Here is a 20,657-nt window from a genome sequence, read left to right as displayed (position 1 = left end):
CTTGTGTTCCTCGTCGTGGGTGTCAGTTGGGGCAGGCGGACTTCGGTGCGGGATCGGGCGCCGGTTCGGTCACGCCGAGCGCCACGACGAAGTAGCACCCGGTGGACAGCGGTGCGGGGTCCAGGTAGGTGGTGGTGCTGCTGGGTACCTCCGCGCGCAGCACACCGCCCTGCATGACCACGAAGCGGTCCAGGCCGGGCAGTTCGGCGGCGTCGGTGGACCACGTGATCGTCGTCCCGCCGTCGGGGGCGGGACCGAGCGTGACCGGGAGTCGGTAGACCAGGGACCCCGCTTGGCCGGAGGGAGGCCCGGTGGGGGTCGAGGTCGTCGGGGGCGCTTCCCCTACCGGGTCGTCGGGTATCGACGACCACGCGAGGAGTCCGCCGGTCACGGAACCCGCCAGGACCACCGCCGCGAGGGCGACGAGCAGTGTGCGGCGTTCGAACCGCGGCGCGGGGGGCTCGACAGGTGGTTCCGGTGAGGGAGGACGGGCGCTCGTCATCGTCGCCACCGAACTCGCTTCGACGAGCGGCCCGAAGTGCGGGGTGCCGATCAGGGGTGCCGGCGCCAGGACATCACCACCCGGTGTTCCTCCGCCGCTCGACGCGAACGGCTCCGGTGGGGTGAGCGCGAGGTCGCGCACGAGGTCGTGCAGGACCTCGGACGCCTCCGCCGCCGTCGGGCGTTCCCGAGGCGCCTTGGCGAGGCAGGCGGCCAGGAACCGCCACGCGTCGTCCGACAGCCCGGACGGACGGGTGGGCCGCTCGTGCCGGTGGCGGTGCAGCACCTCGTCGCTGGTACCGGTGAACAGGCGTCGGCCGGCCAACACCTCGTAGACCGTCACGCCCAGCGCGTACACGTCGGCCTCGAGCGTGGGTTCGGCCGAGTGCACGAGTTCCGGGGCGAGGTAGGCCGGCGTCCCGAGCACCTGGCCCACCCGCGTGAGGTCCGCGTCGCCGAGCACCTTGACGAGCCCGAAGTCGGTGAGCAGGGCGGTGCGGCGGTCACCGGTCGCGCGCACCAGGATGTTGGCCGGCTTCACGTCGCGGTGCACGATCCGCTGGGCGTGCAGGTGGGCGAGCCCCGAGGCCACCTCCGCCAGCAGCCGCACGCCCTCAGCGCGGTCGATCTTCCCCGCGTCGAGCAGTTCCCGCAGGTCCTGCCCCGGCACGAAGTCCATGACGATCGCCGCCCGACCGCGGTCGATCACGATGTCGAGCACCTTCACCAGGTGCGGGTGGGTCAACCCGCACAGCGTCGCGTGCTCGCGCACCAGGCGGGTGCGGCTGGTCGCGTCGGTAGCGGACTCCGGGTTCAGCACCTTGACCGCGACCTCGCGCCCGTCGCTGATGCGGCGGGCGCGCCACACGTGGCCGGCGCTGCCCGAGCCCAGCACGGACAGCAGCGCGTAGTCGGTGCCCATCGCCTGCTCGGACCTGGTCAGGGCTCCCGGTTGCGCGGCGGGTGCGGTCCGGTCCGGGTCCCCGACGCGGGACAGTTCCTCCTGGAGCGCGTCGGCGAAGGACGCCAGGGACTGCGGCCGGTCACCGGGGTCACGGGCGAGCGCCCGGAGCAGGAGGTCGGCCAGTCGCGGCGGAAGACCGGCCGTGCTCGGCCGCGGCGACGTCTCGTTGAGCAGGTGGAGGAGGCGCTCGTAGCGCGTACCGGTCACCGGTGGCCGGCCGGCGAGCAGCGTCCACACCGTCGAGGCGAACGCGTACAACTCGGCCCGGGGCGTCCAGTCACCGCCGTTGAGCACCTCCGGCGGCTCGTGCCCGCTGCCCTCGCTCCCGGAGGAGTCGATCTCGGCCAGGACCGGGAGCAGCGGGGTGCCCAGCAGGACTCGACCGCTGGGCTGCCGGAGCAGGGCAGCCGGGCTCAAGCCGAGGTGGAGGACCTCCTTGCGGTGCAGTGCGACCAGTCCGGGAGCGGTGCCGAGCACGATCTGGCGTACCTCGTCGGCGGGGAGCGGTCCCCGCCGGGCGGCCTCGTCGGTGAGCGGGGTCCCGGTGGAGTCGGTGACGAAGAACGGTCGCGCGTCCCGGTCCTGGCCGTGGTCGACCAGCGGCACGATCAGCGGGCTGTTGAGCTCCCCGAGCACCGACGACAGCACGGCGGCCTCCGTCCGAAACCTGCGCACCGCGCTCCGGTCGAGCGGTTCGACGACCACGTGGACGGTGACCTCGGTGTCGTCGGACTCGCGCCGGGCGTGTGCGACCGCGCACGGGCCGATCTCCACCGGCTCGGTCACCACCCGGTAGCCCGGTAGTTCTCCGACGGTTGCCACGCTCGAACCTCCACTGCTGGTGATGATCAGGTCGTGCTTCCCGGCCGGACCGCGGTGACGATCGAGTCGGTGCGGTCGGGGTCTGCCGCGCGCCTGCGGGACGGGCGGCCGAGTTCGGTGAACAGGCGTCGGCGCACCGCCAGCCGTTCAGCGGGGTCCTCCACCGCGGGCCGGTCACCGGGGAGGAGCACCGGGGCGAGCGCGAGGGCGAGTCGAGTGGCGTGCTCGGGGGTGAGGCCGTCGAGCAGGAGGTCGTCGACGGGGTGGGTGCCGGGGCGCCGCAGCCTGCCCCGCCTGCCTGCCGGGTCGGTCGCGACCACGGTCGCCGGGCACTCGACCGGCAGCGCCTCCCCCGGCTCGGCGAGGCACAGGGAGTGCACACCGACCGGTGGACCGTCGGTCAGGACCTCGGTGAGGCCGGGGAGCCCTCGCAACCTCCGGACGCCGTCGACCACCACGAGCACGCTCTGCCCCCCGGCTCTGAGGGAACCGTGCCGCCGCGCGACCCGCTGGTGCACGACCCCGCGCAGTTCGGCGAGCCTGGACCGCGCCTGTTCCGCGTCGGTGGCGACCAGCCGTGCGCAGTCGAAGTCGGCGGAAGGCGGGCGGGTGTGCGGCAGCCAACCGGCCCACTCCCAGGCCGCACCGCCGTCCTGGCCGGTGATCACCGCGATCACCAGGTCCTCGGGTGCCTGGAGCACCGCGGCCTGCGCGACCAGAGCGCGTGCCACCGCCAGCAGCGCGCCGCGCGGGGCGCTCACGCCGAGGGCGCCGACCTCCCCCAGGCGCACGGACTCGGGCACCGGCTCCGTGCACGGCGGTGAATGGACGCCTGCCTGCCGGCCGGCCGGTCTGTCGCACAACCCGAGGCGCAGTCGGAGGAAGTCGTCGTCAGCGGGCCGACGTTCCCACAGCCGGGCGGACGGCGCGCACGCGAGGGCGACGACGCGGGTCGGGTCGGGATCGCGGTCGCGAAGCGACCGGGCGCGTTCCGCTCCGACCGGGGTCGCCCCCGCCGCGTCCTGGTCGCCAGCCGTCGCCCCCGCCGCTCTGGTTGGCCGGAGGAACACGCGCACGCCCGAGCCCGGCACGTCCTCCACGACGGCGTCCTCCGACACCGCGTCGCGCAGGCCGATCACGGTCTCCCCGACGCCCGCCACGTCACCCGCGACCATGGTCGCGGCCCCTTCGAGCAGCCACCCCCGCCAACGGACGCCGTTGCGCGACCCGGCGTCCTCCAAACGGGTGTGGTGGCCGTCGGCCGCGATCACGACCCGCGCGTGCCGCCTGCTCACCTCCGCGTCGGCCAGCACCAGGTCGGCGTCCGGGGAGCGACCGATGGTCAGCGTGCCCGACGGGTAGAGGGTGGTGCTCGGTCCGCCGTGGAGGCCGCCCACGACGGCGATCTCCCGGATACCGCCACCCACGGCCGAGGTCCCGACGACCGGGGTGGGCCGGTCGATGCCGAGGAGGACGCCGTGGGCGATGCCCGCCTCCACCAGCGGCAACCACATCGGCAGCGGCACCGGTCCGAGGTGGAGTGCTTCGCGGGAGCCGAGCGCCGCAGCGAGGTCCGCCACGCGGTGCGCCTCCCCCGCGGTCACCACCACGGCTCGCCAACCCCCGTCACGTCCGACGCACAACAACTCGACTTCCACCTGGCCACCGCTCCCGGATCCGCGCACGTTGTCGGGTCGGACGCTAGGCACTGCCGCGCTGCAGCGGGATCGGGAGCGCTTCCCATGGACATCACTTGCCGATCAGGTGGAGATCGGCTTCACCGATCAGGTGCTGGGTGAGCACGTGCTCGGCCAGTTTCAGCAGGGCGTTGTTCCCCGTCATCCCCGGTACCCCGGCCTTCGTCAACCGGGTGCGCAGGTATTCGATCTTCCGCAACAACGTGGTGCGCGGCCACCCCAACCGCTTCGCGGCGGCCTCGTAGGTGCGCGGATAGGGATCGTACGCTTCGCCTTTTTGCAGATAACCGGCGAAGAGCGCCACCAACGCCTGCTTCTCCTCGAAGGTGAGCATTACTCCATCACCGGTGATGGTGGCCGACTCGTTCGAGGATTCCCGCACGAATGCGGGCTCCGGCGCGGGGGCGTCGATCTCGATCACGTGCGGTTTCGGACCCGCTCCCTGCACGAGCACACGCGTCGGTCCTTGCAGGAAGTGGCGCTTCCCCGGCGCGAGAACGGTGCGCAGCCTGGAGTCGTCCACGATCACCAGGTTGTGGCTCGTACTGCGGTTCAGCACGAACCAACTGCCGTTTTCCCAGGTCACAGCGCCTGCCTGGCGGGAGATCACCGCGTCGGCCGGGTCGAGGCACACCGTGCACGCCTTGGACCTGCCGAACACGAACTCCCTGTCCGGGCGGACTTCGCACACGGTCGCCCCGACACGCGCCACCAATGATCCACTCACCGACACGCCACCCCTCGCGTTGGGAAGCACTTCCCGTACCCCCGGTGCAGTGGCTTTTGTACCCTCCACGGACAACCATGCCAAATCCGATGCGAACACTACGCCGATCGTCGTACTGGAGACGTGAATTGAACGAGTCCCGATCGGGCCGGAGAAGCAAATCACGCATACTCTCAGTAGCATGCGTTCTGCTCGTCGGGCTGTTCGTCGCGTCCGTCGGCGCCGGCTACAGCATGACGAAAGAAGAATTGAGCAACGCTCAGGCGGTGGTCCAACGCGGCGACGCGCCGGTGCTGCTGAACACCGAGACCGAACGCGTGGAGGCCGAGGCGAGGGCGCTGGCCACCGGGGAGCAGGAACTGGAGCTGGTCACCCTCGCCGACGGCCGGGTCGCGTCGGTCAACCGCACCACCAAGCAGGTCATGCTGCTCGGCTCGGACTTCGGCGACCAGGGTGGGCTGAACCCCAGCTTCGCCGCCCCGCCGCAGCGCGGTGAAGTGCCCGTGGTGGTGCCCTCGCCCATGGCGACCTTCGTGCTGTACCCCGACCTAGATGTCGTCGAGCAGATCGGGGACGGCAACACCACGAAATCCCCGGTGCGGGTACCCGGCGCCACGGGAACCGCGGTCGGCGACAGCGGGGGCGGCCTGTGGGTGCTGACCGACAAGCACGAGGTCGTGCACGTCGTCGGCGACCGGGCCGAACAGCCCGTCACAGCGCCCACGCCCATCCTGCACCTGACCCTGGCCGAGGGGCGTCCCATCGGCATCACGGAAGCGGGCGAGGCCCTGGACGTGGCCGCCAAGCCGACGAAGGCCATCAACCGGGAACCCGTGCCCGCCGGGCAGCACGTCCTCGTGCCCTCGGCCAAGGGCGCCGGCAGGTACCTCGTGGTGCTGGACCGCAAGGGCAAGCTCGTCAGCGTCGACCCGCGCACGGGGCAACGACGCGAGTTCGACGACTTGCCCACCGGGAGTCGGCACGACCTGGGTGCGCCGGTGGTGCTTGACGACGTGGTCTACGTGCCGGACTACGCGAATCACGAGTTGCTCCCCCGCGACCTGCGTGGTGGCGACTCGCCGGCCCCGGCACCCCTGGCCGTGCCGGGCAAGTCGCCGCGGTTCACCGTCGACGTGCAGGAGCGCCGGGTCGTGGCCAACGACCCGAACGACCGGGGCACGCTCGCGATCGCCCCGGACGGCCGACCCGTGACCATCGACAAGGGTCCGGGACCGGGCGTGGAAACCGACACCGAGGGCATCGGCGGAATCCCCGCGCCTTCGTCCGGGGTGAAGCCCACCACCTCGTCCACCCCGAGCGCGCCTCCTTCGTCGCCCACGAACGCCCCACCGCCGGCGCGCCCGACGTCACAGGCCACCCCGACCGGCGCGCCGGCGACACCGCCGGCCGCCCTGGTCCCCGTACCCGTCATCCCACCGGGCACTCCGCAGGGCGAGGCGTGCGAACTGGTCCGGGAGAGCGGACTCCTCTGCCAGGTCGTGGACGTCGGCGTCGGCGGCGAGACGGGCACGGTGCGCGACACCGCTCCGGGAGGCGGTGAACGCGTCACGCAAGGATCTCCCGTCACCGTCTACGTCTACGGGGACAGCACGCGGGTGCCGAGGGTCGTCGGTCGTCGTGCGGCGGACGCCTGCACGACGGTCAACGCCGTGTTCGCCCCGGACGGGGGCGATGTCTGCGACGAGCAGCCCATGCCCTCCCCCGGTGCGAAGTGGGCCGAACTGGACGTCGTGGCCGAGCAGTCACCGCGCGACGGCGAGTTCGCGGCCCGGGGAACGAGGGTCGGCGTGCGGTACTGGGACTCCGTGGCGATGCCCGACCTGGTGACCGTCGCCCAGGACGGCGCGGCGGCCTGCAACGCGATCATCGCGGACACGGCGGGTCAGGTGACGTGCCAGGTCACGCAGGGCCCCGAAGGGCCGGCGCCGGGCACGGTGCAGTCCTCGTCACCGGCGGCGGGCCAACCGGTTCGCGCGGGCGGCGCGGTGGTCCTGACGGTCGCGAGCCAACCCGCCCCACCCACCCCTGCGCCGGACGTGCTGGGCCTGCCCCTCGCACAGGCGTGCGCTGCGGTGGTTGCGGCGGGTTTCGCGTGCATCGAGCAGGCGGACGCTTTCGCTCGCCAACACCAAACCGCCATAACCCAGGACCCACCGGCCGGCACCCTGCAGAAGGGCGGCTCGATCGCCGTCCACTACTCACCGTACGAAGCCAAAAAGCTCCAGGTCCTGGCGAACAGCAATGGGGTGCACATCGTTCGCTTCGAGGGTGAGGCGGAAAATGGTTACAGTTTCCACAGCGATCTGGGTTGGGCCTATCCCAATGGGGCGATCCCCGATGGCGGTGCCGCCGGTCAACTGCACGACCACATGTGCAGTCGTGGAGCGAGCAACTGCGGGGGCGCGTCGCCGAACCACTACTTCAGCCGAAACGCTCAGCCCAAGACCGGTTGGGAGCACCTGCGCGTAGTGGGCCTGGTAATCAATGCTCCGGGAGGCCAGTGCACCACGCAGGGCCAACACCCGATCTCCCGCTACCTGTACAAGCGGAACGGCGAACTCCTCTACACCGTAGGCACCTCAGGCGGTGCGGGCTGGACCTATGAAGAAGTCCTGGGCTGCGTCTGGACCTCGTAGTCCATTGGGGACCGCTTCCCATACCGGGGAGCGGTCCCCTCTCCCACACTTGAAGCATGCCGAACAGACCACCGAAACGACGTGTCAACCTGCCGCTCCTCGCACTCAGCCTGCTGTGCCTGGCCCTGCCGTTCACAGCGGTGTCCTGCGAATCCTCGGTGGGTGACATCGAAGTCGAGTACTCGGGGTGGGACTTGGCCTTCGGCGGTGAGCCGTCGATCGAGGTGTCCGGCAAGACCGACGACTCGCTGGCGGAGAAGTCGAACAACCTGCCCGCCCAGCCACTCGTGATCATCGCGCTGGTGGTGCTCTTCGCCGGTCTCGTCCTGCTGTCGACGTCGAAGGCGCTCGCCACCGTGGGCATCGTGGTCGGGGCGACCGCTTCGCTGTTCCTGATCTCCGCGCAGGTGTCGGTGCAAGGTCTGCTGGTACGGGAGATCAGCGAATCCGAGGAGATCGGCTCGGCCGCGGCGGGCGATCTGGTGGAAACGCGGAGCGGGTTCTGGCTGGCGCTGGTCCTCCTCACCGCACTGACCGCCTACAACATCGCGACCCTGGTCCGCGCACGCGGCGGTTCCACCGCACCAGGGGCTCCTCCCTTCCAGTGATGAACCGCGCTCGCTCGTGAGCGCCACATCTCCCTTTCCCCCACCGAGATCGACCAGTGAAGGATCACCATGTCCGCGAGACGACCCACACCCGAGCAGGAGGCGGCCGTCGCGGCGTTCGCCGCCGGTGACCACGTGGTGTTGCAGGCAGGTGCCGGCAGCGGGAAGACCACCACGCTGGCCGCGATGGCGTCGAGCACCCGCCGGTGGGGCCGCTACCTCGCCTTCAACCGCTCGATCGCGGACGAGGCGCAACGCAGGTTCCCCCAGCACGTCAAGGCGAACACGGCGCACAGCCTCGCGTACGCCGCCGTCGGCAAGCACTACGCCAAGCGCTTGGACATGCCCCGCATGTCCAGCGTGAAGCTCGCCGCCCTGTTCGGCATCAGGACCGCGGTGCGGATCGGGCCACGGGAAGTCACACCCGCCGCGCTGTGCTCCATCGCGGTGGAAACGGTCACCCGCTACTGCTACTCCGCCGACCGGCAGATCGGGCACAGGCACGTGCCGTGGGTGCGCGGGATCGGTGAGCAGCACCTGTACGACCAGCTGGCAGACCTCGTGCTGCCGCACGCCCGCCGGATGTGGGCGGACTTGCAGAACCCCGAAGCGGGGAAGGTGAAGTTCAAGCCCGACCACTACCTGAAGATGTGGGCGCTGACCGATCCGGAGATCCGCGGGAACTTCCTCCTGCTGGACGAGGCCCAGGACACGAACCCCGTGGTGGAACAGGTGTTCAACGACCAGCGCGAGCGCGCCCAGTTGGTGATGGTGGGCGACTCCGCGCAGGCGATCTACGGCTGGCGCGGCGCCCGTGACGTGATGACCGCGTTCAAGGGCACGCAGCTCACGCTGTCCCACTCGTTCCGCTTCGGCGCGGCCATCGCGGCGGAGGCGAACCGGTGGCTAGCGCTCGCGAACGCCCCGCTCCGGCTGACCGGCTCTCCCGCGGTGGAGAGCAGCCTGGGTCCCGTGGCGGAACCGGACGCGATCCTGTGCCGCACCAACGGCGGGGCGATGGCCGAGGTCCTCTCTCTGCTCGGTTCCGGCAAGCGGGTCGCCCTGACCGGTGGCGGCAAGGCCCTCTCGGACCTCGCCACGGCCGCCAAGCACCTGAAGGAGGGCAAACGCGCCGGGCATCCCGAACTGCTGCTGTTCTCCACGTGGGGAGAGGTCCAGGAGTACGCGGCCCACGACCCGGACGGGCGCGACCTGCAACCGCTCGTCGACGTGATCGACGAGCACGGTGTCGACGTCGTGCTGAGCACCGTCGACCGGTTGTCGGACGAGGAGGGCGCCGACGTCACGGTGTCCACCGTGCACAAGGCCAAGGGGCGGGAGTGGTCCGCGGTCCGCATCGCCCGGGACTTCGTCGAACCGGAGGACCGGGAGAACGTCGGCCCCGATGGGCAGCCGCTCCCCGGTGAGATCAGCCTCGCCGAAGCGAGGCTGGCCTACGTCGCGGTCACCCGGGCGCAGCACCGGCTCGACCTCGGCGGGCTGTCCTGGATCAACCAGCACCCCGACGGCAAGCCCGGCGAGCCGTAGTGCGACGTCGCCCTCCGGGCACCTGATATCTGTACGAGTCCGCCCGACCCGTTGGAATCGACCTCCACCGGTGGCAACGCTCCGGCGGCACGGGAACCGGTCGGCAGAAGTCGGTGAAGGCGGTGGCCGGCACGCGGCGAGCAGGTGGTCGACCACCAGCGGGTCGACGGGGGTGCGTCAGGCCACGCGCCTTGTGCCGCAGCAGGATCTGGACGCCGAGCAGCCGCTCCAGCTCGCCGATCGCCACCGCCACCGACACCGCCGACTGCGACGTGTGCAGCCGTTGGCGGTGTCGGTCATCATGCCGGTGTCGACGACCACGCGTCGATCACTGTGGTCAGTCGGTCAGTGATAGTCGGTCAGGCCCGGCCCACCAGCTCACCGCGGCCGAACAGGCCGTCGTCGGCCGCGCCGCGCTCGAAGTCCAGCAGGAAGCGCTTGCGGTCCAGGCCGCCGCCGTAGCCGGTCAGACCGCCGGTCGAGCCGACCACGCGGTGGCACGGCACGATGACGCCGACGGGGTTCTTGCCGTTGGCGAGCCCCACCGCCCGCGACGCGCTCGGCCGCCCCAGGAGCGCGGCCAGCTCGCCGTAGGAGACGGTCTCGCCGTACGGGATCGTGCGCAGCGCCGTCCACACGGTGCGCTGGAACTCGGTGCCGGCCAGGTTCAGCGGGAGGTCGAAGTCCGTGCGCCTGCCCGCGAAGTACTCGTCGAGCTGCCGGACCACGTCGTCGAACGGCGAGGCGTCGACCTCGCCGAACGACTCCTGCGGCGGGCGGTGCCGCTGTTCGACCATGTACAGGCCGGACAGGGCCCCGTCCGTCGCCACCAGGGTCAGCTCGCCGACCGGGCTGTCCACGGTCGTGTGCACGCGGTGCCCGGGAGCGGGTGGTGCCATCGTCGTACTCTCCTCATGCCGTCGGCATCTTGTTCACGGGGTGGTCGAGCATCGCCCACAGGTGCTGGACGGCGTAGGCGCGCCACGGTCGCCACGCCGCGGCGCGGGCGGTGAGCGCCGCCGGGGAGTCGGGCAGCCCGGCCTGGCGGGCGGCGACCTTGACGCCGAGGTCGGTGGGCAGGAACGCGTCCGGGTCGCCCAGGCCGCGCATGGCGATCATCTCCACGGTCCAGGGGCCGAACCCGGGCAGCGCGGCGAGCTTCGCCCGCGCCTGCTGCCAGTCGCTGCCCGCGCCCAGGTCCAGCTCGCCGCCGGCCAGGGCGGCGACGAGCGAGACCAGCGTGCGGCGGCGCGAGCGGGGCATCGCCAGCGACTCCGGGTCGAGGGTCGCCAGCTGCTCGGCGGTGGGGAACAGGTGGGTGAGGTTGCCGCCCGGGTCGCGCACCGGTTCGCCGTGCGCGACGACCAGCCGGTGCGCGAGCGTCCGCGCCGAGGCGGTGGACACCTGCTGGCCCAGCACCGCCCGGACGGCGAACTCCTCGGCGTCGACCGTGCGGGGCACGCGCCGACCGGGGTTCTTGGCCACCAGCGGCGCGAGCACCGGGTCCTCGGACAGCAGCTCGTCGACGGCCACCGGGTCGGCGTCGAGGTCGAGCAGGCGGCGGCACCGGCTGATCGCGGTGGACAGGTCGCGCAGGTCCGACAGCGCGAACCGGCACGCGACGTGCGCGGGGGTGGGGGTGATCGACACGGTGCCGGGGCCGTTGGGCAGCCGCAGCGTGCGCCGGTACGCGCCCTCGTGCCACTCCTCCACGCCCGGCACGCCGGTCGCCACCAGGTGCCCGAACAGGTTGTCCGGGCAGAGCGTCGAGCGGAACGGCAGCCGCACGGTCAGCGTGGTCGCGGGCGGGTCGCCCGAGCCGACCTCGGCCGGGACCGCGCGCTTGCGGCGCACGGCGGACTGCCGCAGCTCGGTCGGGGTGAGCGCGAACACCTCGCGCACGGTGTCGTTGAACGAGCGGGTGCTGGAGAACCCGGCCGCGGGCGCGACGTCGGTCATCGGCAGGGTGGTGGTCTCGATGAGCAGCCGGGCGGTCTGCGCGCGCTGCGCGCGGGCGATGGCCAGCGGTCCCGCGCCCAGCTCGGCGCGCAGCTGCCGCTCGACCTGGCGCACGCTGTAGCCGAGCCGGCGGGCCAGGCCGGGCACGCCCTCGGCGTCCACCACCCCGTCCGCGATCAACCGCATGGCGCGGGCCACCACGTCGGCGCGCTCGTTCCACTGCGGCGACCCCGGGCTCGCGTCCGGGCGGCACCGCTTGCACGCGCGGAACCCGGCCTGCTGGGCGGACGCCGCGCTCGGGTGGAACTCCATGTTCTCGACCTTCGGCGGCACCACCGGGCAGCTGGGCCGGCAGTAGATCCGCGTGGTCAGCACCGCCGTGAAGAACCACCCGTCGAACCGGGCGTCCTTGGACTGGACCGCGCGCACGCAGCGCTCCACGTCGATGTGCACGGGTCCATCCTGGCGGATGCCCACCGGTCCGGCCGGCAGGAAAACGACACCAAGCCCACGGGCGGGGGTGGTGGCGCGTTCCTGCCGGCCGGACCCACCGACCGCTGGTGGACTGGGGTCATGACGACCTCCGGGGGCGGGAACGCACAGGCAGGGTGGCCGAGCCGACCGCTGCGCAACCGCGTGACCCCGGCGGGCGACCTGGTCGCCACGCCCCACCGGGGCACCAAGTACGGCAACCGCGGCGTGCTGCACGACGAACGGCTCGTCGTGCGCAGGCGCCACCAGGTGCGGCGCTGGCTGGTCTGCGAGGTGGACTTCCGGGGCAGGCGGCGCCCCGTGCTGCGGCCGGGGCGGTACACCGAGCTGTTCTTCCTGGACGAGGCGGTCGCCCTGGCCGCCGGGCACCGGCCGTGCGCCGAGTGCCGCAACCGCGCGTACCGGCTGTTCCAACGGCTGTGGCCGCACCGGGCCCCGGGCGGGGCGGTACCCGGGGCCGACGCCATCGACGCCGTGCTGCACGACGAGCGCGCGCTCGTGGACGGGAACCGGCTGCTGCGGCCCCGCCCGGCGCGGGAGCTGCCCGACGGGGTGTTCACCCGGCTCGACGACGCGTTCTGGCTCCTCCACGACGACGTGCTGCACCGCTGGTCGCACGCGGGCTACCGGGAGCGCAGACCCGTGCCGCGCGGTGACCTGCCGGTGCTCACGCCGCCCTCGACGGTGGCCGCCCTCGCCGCGGGCTACCGGCCGGACCTGCACCCGTCGGCGGTCGGCCGGTGACCGGGGACCGGGGACCGCCGGCCGGTGTACGACGTGCTGACGTGCGCACCGGGGCGGACTTCGCCATCACGGTCCGGCACGACCCCGGCGTGCTGGACGACTGCGGCACGGTGGTGGTGCCGGCCGCGCACCGGGCGTCGCCGGAGGAGTTCCGCGGGCGGTTCCCGCCGGTAGCCGCCGCGACCCGTCCCGAAGCGACGCGGCGGCGCCACCCGCAGGGACGGGAAGAGTTAACTTTCAGGGTGGGGCGGACTCAGTACGTTCTTCCCGGTGCGAATCCTCTTCTCGAGCCTCGGCTCCTACGGACACGCCTACCCCCTCCTGCCGCTCGCCATCGCCGCGCGAGAGGTGGGCCACGACGTCACGTTCGTGACCACGGCCCCGTTCGCGCGCGCGGTGACCGCGCACGGCATCGAGCACGTCACCGGCGGCATGGACATGCTCGCGGCGTTCGAGCTGGCCGGCGCGGGTCCCGCGGCCCGGAAGTCGCCCGATTTCCGACCCGAGCGGGTCTCGGAGGTGTTCGGGTCGATCCTGCCGCGCCGCTGCGCCGCGGACCTGGCGCCGATCATCGTCGACCGCAAGCCCGACCTGGTCGTGCACGAGATCGCCAACCCCGGCGCCGGGCTGGCCGCGAAGGCCGCGGGCGTGCCCGCGGTGTGCCACTCGTTCGGCCGGATGTGGCGGCCCACGGGACCCCCCGAGGCCCTGCGCGGGAACCTGGCCGAGGTCGCCGCGGACCTCGGCGTCGACCTGCCCGACGGCGACCTCATGCCGCTCGGCAACCCCTACCTCGACATCTGCCCGCCGTCGGTGCAGGACCCCGCGTTCCCCGTCTCGCCGACCGAGGTCGTCCCGCTGCGACCGGTGCCGTTCTCCGAGCCCGGCGAGCTGCCGTCGTGGGTGCGCGAGCACCGGGAGCCGCTGGTCTACCTGACGCTGGGCACGGCGTTCGGCACCGCGGACGTGCTGCGCACCGCCATCGCCGGGCTGGCCGTGCTGGGCACCCGGGTGGTCGTGTCCACCGGCCGGAGCGTCGAGGTGGGCGCGCTGGGCGACGTGCCGGACAACGTGCTCGTGCGGCCCTGGCTGCCGCAGGCCGACCTCCTGCCGCACGTGGACCTCGTGGTGCACCACGGCGGCGCCGGGGCCACGCTGGGCACGTTCGGCACGGGCGTGCCGCACCTGGTCCTGCCGCAGGGCGCCGACCAGTTCAGCAACGCCGACGCGGTCACCGCCGCCGGTCTCGGCGACCAGGTGCTCGCCGCGGACCTGACCGCCGAGGTGATCACGGCCAAGGCTCGCCGCCTGCTGACCGACGAGGCCGTGCGCGCCGCGGTGGCGGCGATGGCCGAGGAGGTGGCCGCCATGCCGTCCCCGCACGACGTGGCCCGCGCCCTCCCCGAGTACGCCTGACCCCGCCCGCCGCGCGGACGCCGCCGATCCGGTGTCGGGGGTTGCACCACCGGGGTGAACGAGCGCCGACGATCGGGTGGCCGGGCTTCACCCCCGCCACCGCGGCGGCGCACCGTGGAGGTGATGACCCGGACCGTCTCGCCACGGGAGGCCGACATGACCACGGAGACCACGACCTCGTCACAGCCGCACGCCGGCGGCTGCACCTGTTGCAGCGGGTGCACCGGCCCCGGCTGCGGCTGTTGCTCGGGCTGCTAGCGGGGTGCCGCGCGCCGGCGGTCCGGGTGGACCGCCGGCGTCACCACTGTGGACCGGCGACGCGGCCACGGTGAGTGGTCCTTTGTGGACTACCCATGCGGCTCTCGGGTGACGGCGGTCGGTCACGTGCCGCTGAACGAGTCCCTCCTGTCACACGAGCGGGTGAAAGTTGTGGCCTTGGACCGAGGCCGTGGGCAAGGGTGGACCCGTGGGGACGTCGATCGAGGCACCGGCGGAACGGCACGCCCGGGTCGCCCACGCACTGGCGCGCAGCAAGGCCGCGGCCCGGAACGCCGCGCAGGCCCGTGAGCGCAGCAGGTTCTGGGCGGGTGTCAGCGCCGACTTCCGGCGGCGCAGCCGCGCCGCCGGCCTGCACGCCGACGGCGCCTGGTACCGCGGGCAGCGCACGATCCACCGGATGGAGGACGTGCTGGTGCGGAAGAACGCCGTGGTCCACCGGCTGGAGGACGACGTGCTGCGCACGTTGACCCTCCCGCCGCAGCGGCACAGCGGTGCCCTGCTGTGCTGGTTCCGGCGGCGCGCCAGGCCGTACCCGGCACCCGTGTCCGTCCCGGCACAGGAACCGGCACCTGCGCCGGTACCGGTACCGGTACCGGCGCAGGTACAGGAACCACCGCCGCCGGTCCCGGCACCGGCGCTGCACGGGCACGGCGGGCGACCGGCGCGCTGCCCCCGCTGACCGCCACCGGCGGACCGGCGGAGCGGTGGAGCGGGGCGCGCCGCCGCGCTACAGCGTGATCGTCCGGCGGACGGGCAGGTCCCGGGACGAGGTGCCCGCCGACAGGGTGTAGAGCCCCGGCGTCAGGACCCAGGCGTCGGTGGCGGGGTTCCACACCGACAGCGCCCGCTCGGGTACCGCGATGGCGACCCGCGTCCGCTGGCCCGGCGTGAGGTGGACCTTGCGGAAGCCGACGAGCCGGCGCACCTCGGCCTTGGCGGAGGGGGGCAGGGCCGCGTAGAGCTGGACGGTCTGCCAGCCGGCGCGGGTGCCGGTGTTGGTCAGGGTCACGCCGGTGGTCAGCGTGCCGCCGCCGTAGGACGCCGTCAGGTCGCCCAGGGTGAACGTGGTGTAGGACAGGCCGTGGCCGAACGGGAACAGCGGTTCCTGTCCCGCCTTGTCGTAGTGGCGGTAGCCGACGTGGACGCCCTCGTCGAAGCGCACCACCTTGTCCACGCCGGGGTAGGTGGCCGGGGTGGTCGCCGGTCCCTGCGCCTCGGACGCGGGGAAGGTGACCGGCAGGCGGCCGGCGGGGTCGGCGTCGCCGAAGAGCACGGCGGCCAGGGCGGTGCCCGTGCCGCGCCCGCCGTACCAGGTCTGCACGACGGCGCGCACCGAGCCCAGCCACGGCATCGCGACCGGGCCGTCGGTGTTGAGCACCACCACCGTGTCGGGGTTGGCCGCGGCCACGGCGGCGATCAGCGCGTCCTGGTCGCCGGGCAGGGACAGGGTGTCGTGGTCCATGTCCTCGCCGGCGACGCGGTTGACCACGACGACGGCCGCGTCCGCGCCCCGGGCCGCGGTGACGGCGGCGGGGATGAGCGAGGTCGGCTGCCAGCCGAGCGCGAGGGCGCTCTGGCCGGGTTCGGCGGTGGCGTTGGTGTACTCGACGGTGACGTCGACCCGGCGTCCGGCGGTGAGCTGGGCGGTGCCCTGGAGGGGGTAGTCGAACGGGCCGAGGAAGAAGCGGCGCATGTGCCGGGTGCCGGAGACGACCGTCCTGCCGTCGATCACCAGCTCGGCGGTGCCGGAGGTGAGCAGGGAGAAGCGGTGCAGGCCGGTGGTGGTGGGGGTCAGGGTGCCGGTCCACCGGGCGGACCACACCGCCGGCAGGCCGGTGACGGGCGCTTGGTCGAAGTCGAGGGTCGGTGCGGTCAGCGTGGCGACCGGCGTGCCGGTGGGGGTGGCCCCGGCGTAGAAGGTGCCGGTCAGGCCGCCCGGGAGGGCGGCGGCGGGCACGACGGGCAGCGGCACGTCACCCAGGGTGCCGGGCGAGGTGGTGACGGTGACGGCGCTCCCGGCGCGGGCGCGGATGGCCTGGAGCGGGGTGGTCCACGTGCCGGGGTCGACGTAGGTGGAGCCGGACACGCCGGTGATGACGCCGGTGTCGGCGACGCCGATGACGGCCAGGGACCTCACCGCCCGCGCCAGCGGCAGCACCCCCCGGTTGGCCAGCAGCACCGTGGAGTGCACGGCGAGGTCGTGGGCCAGCGCCTGGTGGGCGGGCGTGGTGACGACCGGCGCGGGAGCCGGTAGCGGGGTGTCGAACAGGCCGGCGGCGACCATGGCGGACAGGATGCGGCGCGCGGCGTCGTCGATGCGCGCCGCGGGGACGCCGCGGGCCAGCTCGTCGGCGGTGACCCGGACGCCGCCGGGGCCGAGCCCGGCGAGGTCCATGCCGGCCCTGGCGGCGGCGACCTGGTCGTCGCCTGCCCAGAAGTCCGGCACGGTGTAGCCCTGCAAGCCGATGAGGCGCTTGAGGTCGTCGAACAGCACCGGGTCCTGGGTGGCGTAGGTGCCGTTGACCTTCGGGTAGGCGATCATGACCGAGGTGAGCGGGACGGCTTCGACCGCGGCCCGGAACGGGGCGTAGTAGACCTCGTGCAGGGCGCGTTCGGAGACCTTGACGTCCACGGCGAACCGGTCGAGCTCCTGGGTGTAGGCGGCGAAGTGCTTGAGGGTGGCGAGCACCCCGCCCCGGTGCAGGGCGGTCGTCGCGGCGGCGGCCAGCGCGCCGGCCAGGGTCGGGTCCTCGCCGAAGCCCTCGGACTGGCGGCCGAAGTGCCGGCTGCGGGTGATGTCGGCGGTGGGCGCGAGCAGGTTGTTGAAGCCCTTGCCCCGGCCCTCGGCGGCGACGGCCGAGGCCATCCGGCCGACGAGGGCGGGGTCGAAGGTGGCGGCCTGGGCCAGCGGGACGGGGAACGCGGTGACGCCGGTCTCGCCGCGCAGGCCGGCGGAGGCGTCGGCCATGCTCAGCGCCGGGATGCCGAGCCCGGCCAGGGCGGCGAAGTCGCAGCGGACCAGGGCGATCTTCTGGGCCTGGCCCATGCGGGCCAACAGCTGCTCGACCCGGGGGTCGGCCGCGGCGGCGCGGTGACCGTGCCCGGCGGGCGCGGTGGTGGACGTGCCGGTGGCGGCGGTGGACGTGCCGGGGGTGGACGTGACGGCGGTGGCGAGGGCGGTCAGGGCGGTGGCTGAGATGAAGCTTCGACGGTCCATGTCAACCTTTCAGGGGAGGGTGACCTACTTGGCGGCGTAGACCTCGTCCAGGGCGGCGAGGACGTCGTCGACGGAGACGTCGCCGGAGAACAGCTTCTGGACCTGGGTGAAGTGCTCCTGCTGGACCTTGGGCGTGGGCCAGTACTGGTCCATGAACGCCACGGTCGTGCCGTTGCGCAGGTGCTGGTCGAGCAGGGTCAGCGCGGGGTCGGCCTTGAACGAGGCGTTGGGGATCGCCGGCAGGGTGCCGCCCTTCTCGTTGTAGAGGTTCTGCCCCTTCTCCGAGCCGAGGAAGTCGACGAACTCCTTCGCCAGGTCGGCCTTGGCGCTCTTCGCGTTGACGCCGTAGGCGGCGGAGACGGCGCCGGGCATGCGGGTCTTGGCGGGGTCGTCGCCGGCGGGCAGCGGGAACATGCGGATGTCGGCGTCGCCGGCTTCCGCGCGCACCGACGACAGGCTGCTCGCGACCTGCACCACGCCGACCGCCCTGCCCTGGGCGACGTCCTTGATCGAGGTCTCGTAGCTGGTGCCCAGCGGCTTGTCGCTGAAGCAGCCGCGCTCGTCCATCTCCAGGTACTTCTCCAGCGCGGTCTTCCAGCCGGAGCCGGCGAACTTCTCCTCGCCCGCCGCCATGTCCTGCCCGAACTCGGGGTTGTCGGCGTAGGCGGTGGTGGCGACGAGGGCGTAGGTGACGAGCTGGGTGACCCACGGCGTCTGGATGCCCAGCGCCAGCAGCACCTTGCCGTTGTCGCGGGCCTTGCCGCACAGCGCGAGCAGCTCGTCCCAGGTCGTCGGCTCCCGACCGCCGATGGCGGTCATGGCCTCCTGGGTGTAGACGACGCCGATGCCGCTGTAGTTGGCGGGCACGACGTAGGTCCTGCCGTCGACCTGGGTGACCGGCTTGGACGCCGCGGGCACGGACGCGGCGAACGGCCGGTCGCTGAGGTCGGCGAGGTAGCCGGCGGGCTGGAGGACCCGGAGCGCGCCGGGGTTGCCGTTGCCGGGCCAGACGGTGAACACGTCCGGGCCGGTGCCCGAGGACAGCTGGGTGCGCAGGGTGCTCTGCAACTGGTCGGTGTCGGCGTAGGTCACGGTGACCTCGGTGCCGGGGTTCTCCCGCTCGAACGCCTCCACGACGGCGTCGACCGAGGCGCGGTCGGTGGCGTTGGCGGCGACCTTGAGGGCGTTGCCGCCGGAGCCGGACGAGCCGGAGCCGCAGGCGGACAGCAGCAGGGCGGTGACGGCGACCGCGAGGGCGCGTCGGGAAGAGGACATCGTTGTGCTCCGGGTGTGGTGTGGTGTGGGGGTGCGGGTCAGCCCTTCAGGCCGCCGGCGAACCCCTGGATGACGCGCTTCTGCATGGCGAAGTAGACGAGCAGCACCGGCGCGGTGCCGATGACGAGCCCGGCGAAGACCAACGGCCACCGGGACACGTACTGGCCGACGAACCCGAACAGGGCGACCGGCACGGTCTGCCGCTCGGTGCCGCTGAGGTACAGCAGCGGGGTGAGGAAGTCGTTCCACACGAAGATGGCGTTGAGGATGACGACGGTGCCGGTGACGGGTCGCATCAGCGGCAGCACGACGGAGAAGAACGCCCGCAGCGGGCCCGCGCCGTCGATCAGCGCGGCCTCCTCGTAGGCGGGGTCCAGGGCGCGCAGGAAACCGGTGTAGAGGAAGACCGAGAACGGCACCTGGAGGCCGGTGTAGAACACGACCAGGGCGAGCGGTTCGCCGAGCAGGCCGAGGTCGCGCATGGTCTGGTACAGCGGGATCAGGGCGAGCTGGAACGGCAGCAGCAGGCCGAGCATGAACAGCAGGAACGCCGCCCTGGACCACGCCCGCGTGCTGCGGGCGAGGGGGTGGGCCGCCATCGCCGAGAGCAGCACCACGAGGACCACGCTGCACACCGTGATCAGGGTGCTGGTCAGCAGGGCGGTGCCCAGGTCCGCCTGCCGCCAGGCGTCGCCGTAGTTGGCCAGGGTGGGCGACGACAGCGCGATCGGCGAGGACTGGTCGCCGGGCCGGCGCAGCGAGAGCGACAGCAGCACGTAGACGGGGAAGGCGAACACCAGCGCGGTGGCGACCATGACGGCCTCCAACCCCGCGGTGCGCCAGGTGTAGCGGTTCACGCCGCGCCCCCCTGCCTGCTCAGGCCCCGGTACTGCACCGCGCTGATCACCGCGACCAGGACGGTGAGCACGAGCGCGATGGCGATGCTGTAGGCGAAGTCGTTGAACTGGAACGCCTGCCGGTAGATGACCGTGGACAGGGTGTCGGTCGCGCCGCCCGGCCCGCCCTGGGTCATCACCCACACCTGGTCGAACAGCTTCAGGCCGCCGATGACCGACAGCATGAGGTTGATGGTCGTGGCGGGCGCGAGCATGGGCCTGGTGACGTGCCAGAACCGGCTGACCGCGCCGGCGCCGTCCAGCGACGCCGCCTCGTTGACCTCCTGCGGGATGGACTGCAGCCCGGCCAGGAAGATCACCATGGAGTAGCCGGCGAACTGCCAGATCACCACGGCGACCACCGACCACAGCGCCAGGTCGGTGTCGCCCAGCCAGTCCTGCTGCCAGGAGCCCAGCCCGACGGCGCCGAGCAGGGCGTTGATCGCCCCTTCCGGCGCGTACAGGTACTTCCACAGGTACGCGGTGACCACCGGGGTGATCACGGCCGGGGCGAAGAAGAACACCCGCAGCACGGTGCGGCTCTTGATGCGCGCGTTGACGCCCAGCGCCAGCAGCAGGCCGATCGCGTTCTGCACCACCGTGATGGCCGACGCCGCGAGGAGCGTGGTGAGCAGCGCCGAGCGCGCCGTCCCGTCCTCCAGCAGGGCGCGGAAGTTGTCGAGGCCGACGAACTCCGGCGCCGGGCTGATGCCGTCCCAGTCGGTGAAGGCGTACCCGGCGCCCTGCGCGCTGGGCACCAGCACGGCGAAGGCGAAGAACGCCAGGCCGGGCGCGAGGAACCACCAGGGGGCCGACCGGGAGCGCCGGCGCGGTCTGAGCGCTGTTGCCATGACG

15 protein-coding genes are annotated in these 20,657 nt (G+C 72.8%); 6 read left to right on the top strand and 9 right to left on the bottom strand.

Going from position 1 to position 20,657, the window contains the following annotated elements; genetic code table 11:
- Nucleotides 1-22: 22 nt before the first annotated feature.
- The 3 genes from ACRAKJ_RS12230 to ACRAKJ_RS12220 all read right to left on the bottom strand — a co-directional run bounded on the left by ACRAKJ_RS12230 (nucleotide 23) and on the right by ACRAKJ_RS12220 (nucleotide 4,696).
- Nucleotides 23-2,287 (bottom strand): protein kinase domain-containing protein, encoded by a 2,265-nt coding sequence (locus ACRAKJ_RS12230; protein ID WP_438921456.1) that lies wholly within the window; start codon nucleotides 2,285-2,287, stop codon nucleotides 23-25.
- A gap of 26 nt (nucleotides 2,288-2,313) precedes the next feature.
- Nucleotides 2,314-3,867 carry an FHA domain-containing protein gene (locus ACRAKJ_RS12225; RefSeq protein WP_438921457.1) on the bottom strand — a complete coding sequence of 518 codons (1,554 nt, stop codon included), beginning with the start codon at nucleotides 3,865-3,867 and terminating at the stop codon, nucleotides 2,314-2,316.
- Between the two features lie 169 nt (nucleotides 3,868-4,036).
- Complete coding sequence (locus tag ACRAKJ_RS12220) at nucleotides 4,037-4,696, bottom strand: FHA domain-containing protein (RefSeq protein WP_438921458.1); 660 nt, start codon at nucleotides 4,694-4,696, stop codon at nucleotides 4,037-4,039.
- 143 nt (nucleotides 4,697-4,839) lie between these two features.
- Between ACRAKJ_RS12220 and ACRAKJ_RS12215 the strand changes: the two genes are divergently transcribed.
- The 3 genes from ACRAKJ_RS12215 (at nucleotide 4,840) to ACRAKJ_RS12205 (ending at nucleotide 9,524) form a co-directional block, all read left to right on the top strand.
- Complete coding sequence (locus tag ACRAKJ_RS12215) at nucleotides 4,840-7,368, top strand: hypothetical protein (RefSeq protein WP_447008937.1); 2,529 nt, start codon at nucleotides 4,840-4,842, stop codon at nucleotides 7,366-7,368.
- 56 nt (nucleotides 7,369-7,424) lie between these two features.
- Nucleotides 7,425-7,976 carry a hypothetical protein gene (locus ACRAKJ_RS12210; RefSeq protein WP_438921460.1) on the top strand — a complete coding sequence of 184 codons (552 nt, stop codon included), beginning with the start codon at nucleotides 7,425-7,427 and terminating at the stop codon, nucleotides 7,974-7,976.
- Nucleotides 7,977-8,045: 69 nt separating this feature from the next.
- The gene (locus ACRAKJ_RS12205) at nucleotides 8,046-9,524 is read left to right on the top strand and encodes a UvrD-helicase domain-containing protein (RefSeq protein WP_438921461.1); all 1,479 of its coding nucleotides are present in this window, start codon (nucleotides 8,046-8,048) and stop codon (nucleotides 9,522-9,524) included.
- 359 nt (nucleotides 9,525-9,883) lie between these two features.
- On the opposite strand, the gene ACRAKJ_RS12200 is transcribed toward ACRAKJ_RS12205, so the two are convergent.
- A complete protein-coding gene (locus ACRAKJ_RS12200; protein ID WP_438921462.1) occupies nucleotides 9,884-10,423 on the bottom strand; it encodes a methylated-DNA--[protein]-cysteine S-methyltransferase in 540 nt (179 codons plus the stop codon).
- A 13-nt stretch (nucleotides 10,424-10,436) separates the two neighbouring features.
- Complete coding sequence (locus tag ACRAKJ_RS12195; protein ID WP_438921463.1) at nucleotides 10,437-11,936, bottom strand: AlkA N-terminal domain-containing protein; 1,500 nt, start codon at nucleotides 11,934-11,936, stop codon at nucleotides 10,437-10,439.
- 120 nt (nucleotides 11,937-12,056) lie between these two features.
- Here ACRAKJ_RS12195 and ACRAKJ_RS12190 point away from each other — a divergent pair, with 120 nt between their 5' ends.
- The 3 genes from ACRAKJ_RS12190 to ACRAKJ_RS12180 all read left to right on the top strand — a co-directional run bounded on the left by ACRAKJ_RS12190 (nucleotide 12,057) and on the right by ACRAKJ_RS12180 (nucleotide 15,093).
- The gene (locus tag ACRAKJ_RS12190) at nucleotides 12,057-12,719 is read left to right on the top strand and encodes a hypothetical protein (RefSeq protein WP_438921464.1); all 663 of its coding nucleotides are present in this window, start codon (nucleotides 12,057-12,059) and stop codon (nucleotides 12,717-12,719) included.
- 270 nt (nucleotides 12,720-12,989) lie between these two features.
- Entirely contained in the window at nucleotides 12,990-14,135 is a 1,146-nt protein-coding gene (locus ACRAKJ_RS12185; RefSeq protein ID WP_438921465.1) for a nucleotide disphospho-sugar-binding domain-containing protein, read from the top strand.
- 466 nt (nucleotides 14,136-14,601) lie between these two features.
- Nucleotides 14,602-15,093, top strand: coding sequence for a hypothetical protein (locus ACRAKJ_RS12180; RefSeq protein WP_447008936.1), 492 nt, complete (start codon nucleotides 14,602-14,604; stop codon nucleotides 15,091-15,093).
- Between the two features lie 48 nt (nucleotides 15,094-15,141).
- On the opposite strand, the gene ACRAKJ_RS12175 is transcribed toward ACRAKJ_RS12180, so the two are convergent.
- Genes ACRAKJ_RS12175 through ACRAKJ_RS12160 form a run of 4 tightly spaced genes read right to left on the bottom strand, consistent with a single transcriptional unit; the run spans nucleotide 15,142 to nucleotide 20,653 of the window.
- Nucleotides 15,142-17,631 carry a glycoside hydrolase family 3 C-terminal domain-containing protein gene (locus ACRAKJ_RS12175; protein WP_438925134.1) on the bottom strand — a complete coding sequence of 830 codons (2,490 nt, stop codon included), beginning with the start codon at nucleotides 17,629-17,631 and terminating at the stop codon, nucleotides 15,142-15,144.
- 24 nt (nucleotides 17,632-17,655) lie between these two features.
- Nucleotides 17,656-18,906, bottom strand: coding sequence for an extracellular solute-binding protein (locus ACRAKJ_RS12170; RefSeq protein WP_438925133.1), 1,251 nt, complete (start codon nucleotides 18,904-18,906; stop codon nucleotides 17,656-17,658).
- A gap of 38 nt (nucleotides 18,907-18,944) precedes the next feature.
- Complete coding sequence (locus ACRAKJ_RS12165; protein WP_438925132.1) at nucleotides 18,945-19,763, bottom strand: ABC transporter permease subunit; 819 nt, start codon at nucleotides 19,761-19,763, stop codon at nucleotides 18,945-18,947.
- Nucleotides 19,760-20,653 (bottom strand): ABC transporter permease subunit, encoded by an 894-nt coding sequence (locus tag ACRAKJ_RS12160; protein ID WP_438925131.1) that lies wholly within the window; start codon nucleotides 20,651-20,653, stop codon nucleotides 19,760-19,762. Before ACRAKJ_RS12160 ends, ACRAKJ_RS12165 begins: the two co-directional genes overlap by 4 nt.
- Between the last annotated feature and the right edge of the window lie 4 nt (nucleotides 20,654-20,657).

It is taken from the genome of Saccharothrix sp. DSM 118769 (assembly GCF_052936295.1).
This window is presented reverse-complemented; position numbering and strand designations above follow the sequence as displayed.

Bases quoted from the DNA above. Each gene is read 5' to 3' on its own strand.
- ACRAKJ_RS12210 (WP_438921460.1), top strand. From the start codon at position 7,425: ATGCCGAACAGACCACCGAAACGACGTGTCAACCTGCCGCTCCTCGCA.
- ACRAKJ_RS12205 (WP_438921461.1), top strand. From the start codon at position 8,046: ATGTCCGCGAGACGACCCACACCCGAGCAGGAGGCGGCCGTCGCGGCG.
- ACRAKJ_RS12200 (WP_438921462.1), bottom strand. From the start codon at position 10,423: ATGGCACCACCCGCTCCCGGGCACCGCGTGCACACGACCGTGGACAGC.
- ACRAKJ_RS12190 (WP_438921464.1), top strand. From the start codon at position 12,057: ATGACGACCTCCGGGGGCGGGAACGCACAGGCAGGGTGGCCGAGCCGA.
- ACRAKJ_RS12175 (WP_438925134.1), bottom strand. From the start codon at position 17,631: ATGGACCGTCGAAGCTTCATCTCAGCCACCGCCCTGACCGCCCTCGCC.
- ACRAKJ_RS12170 (WP_438925133.1), bottom strand. From the start codon at position 18,906: ATGTCCTCTTCCCGACGCGCCCTCGCGGTCGCCGTCACCGCCCTGCTG.
- ACRAKJ_RS12160 (WP_438925131.1), bottom strand. From the start codon at position 20,653: ATGGCAACAGCGCTCAGACCGCGCCGGCGCTCCCGGTCGGCCCCCTGG.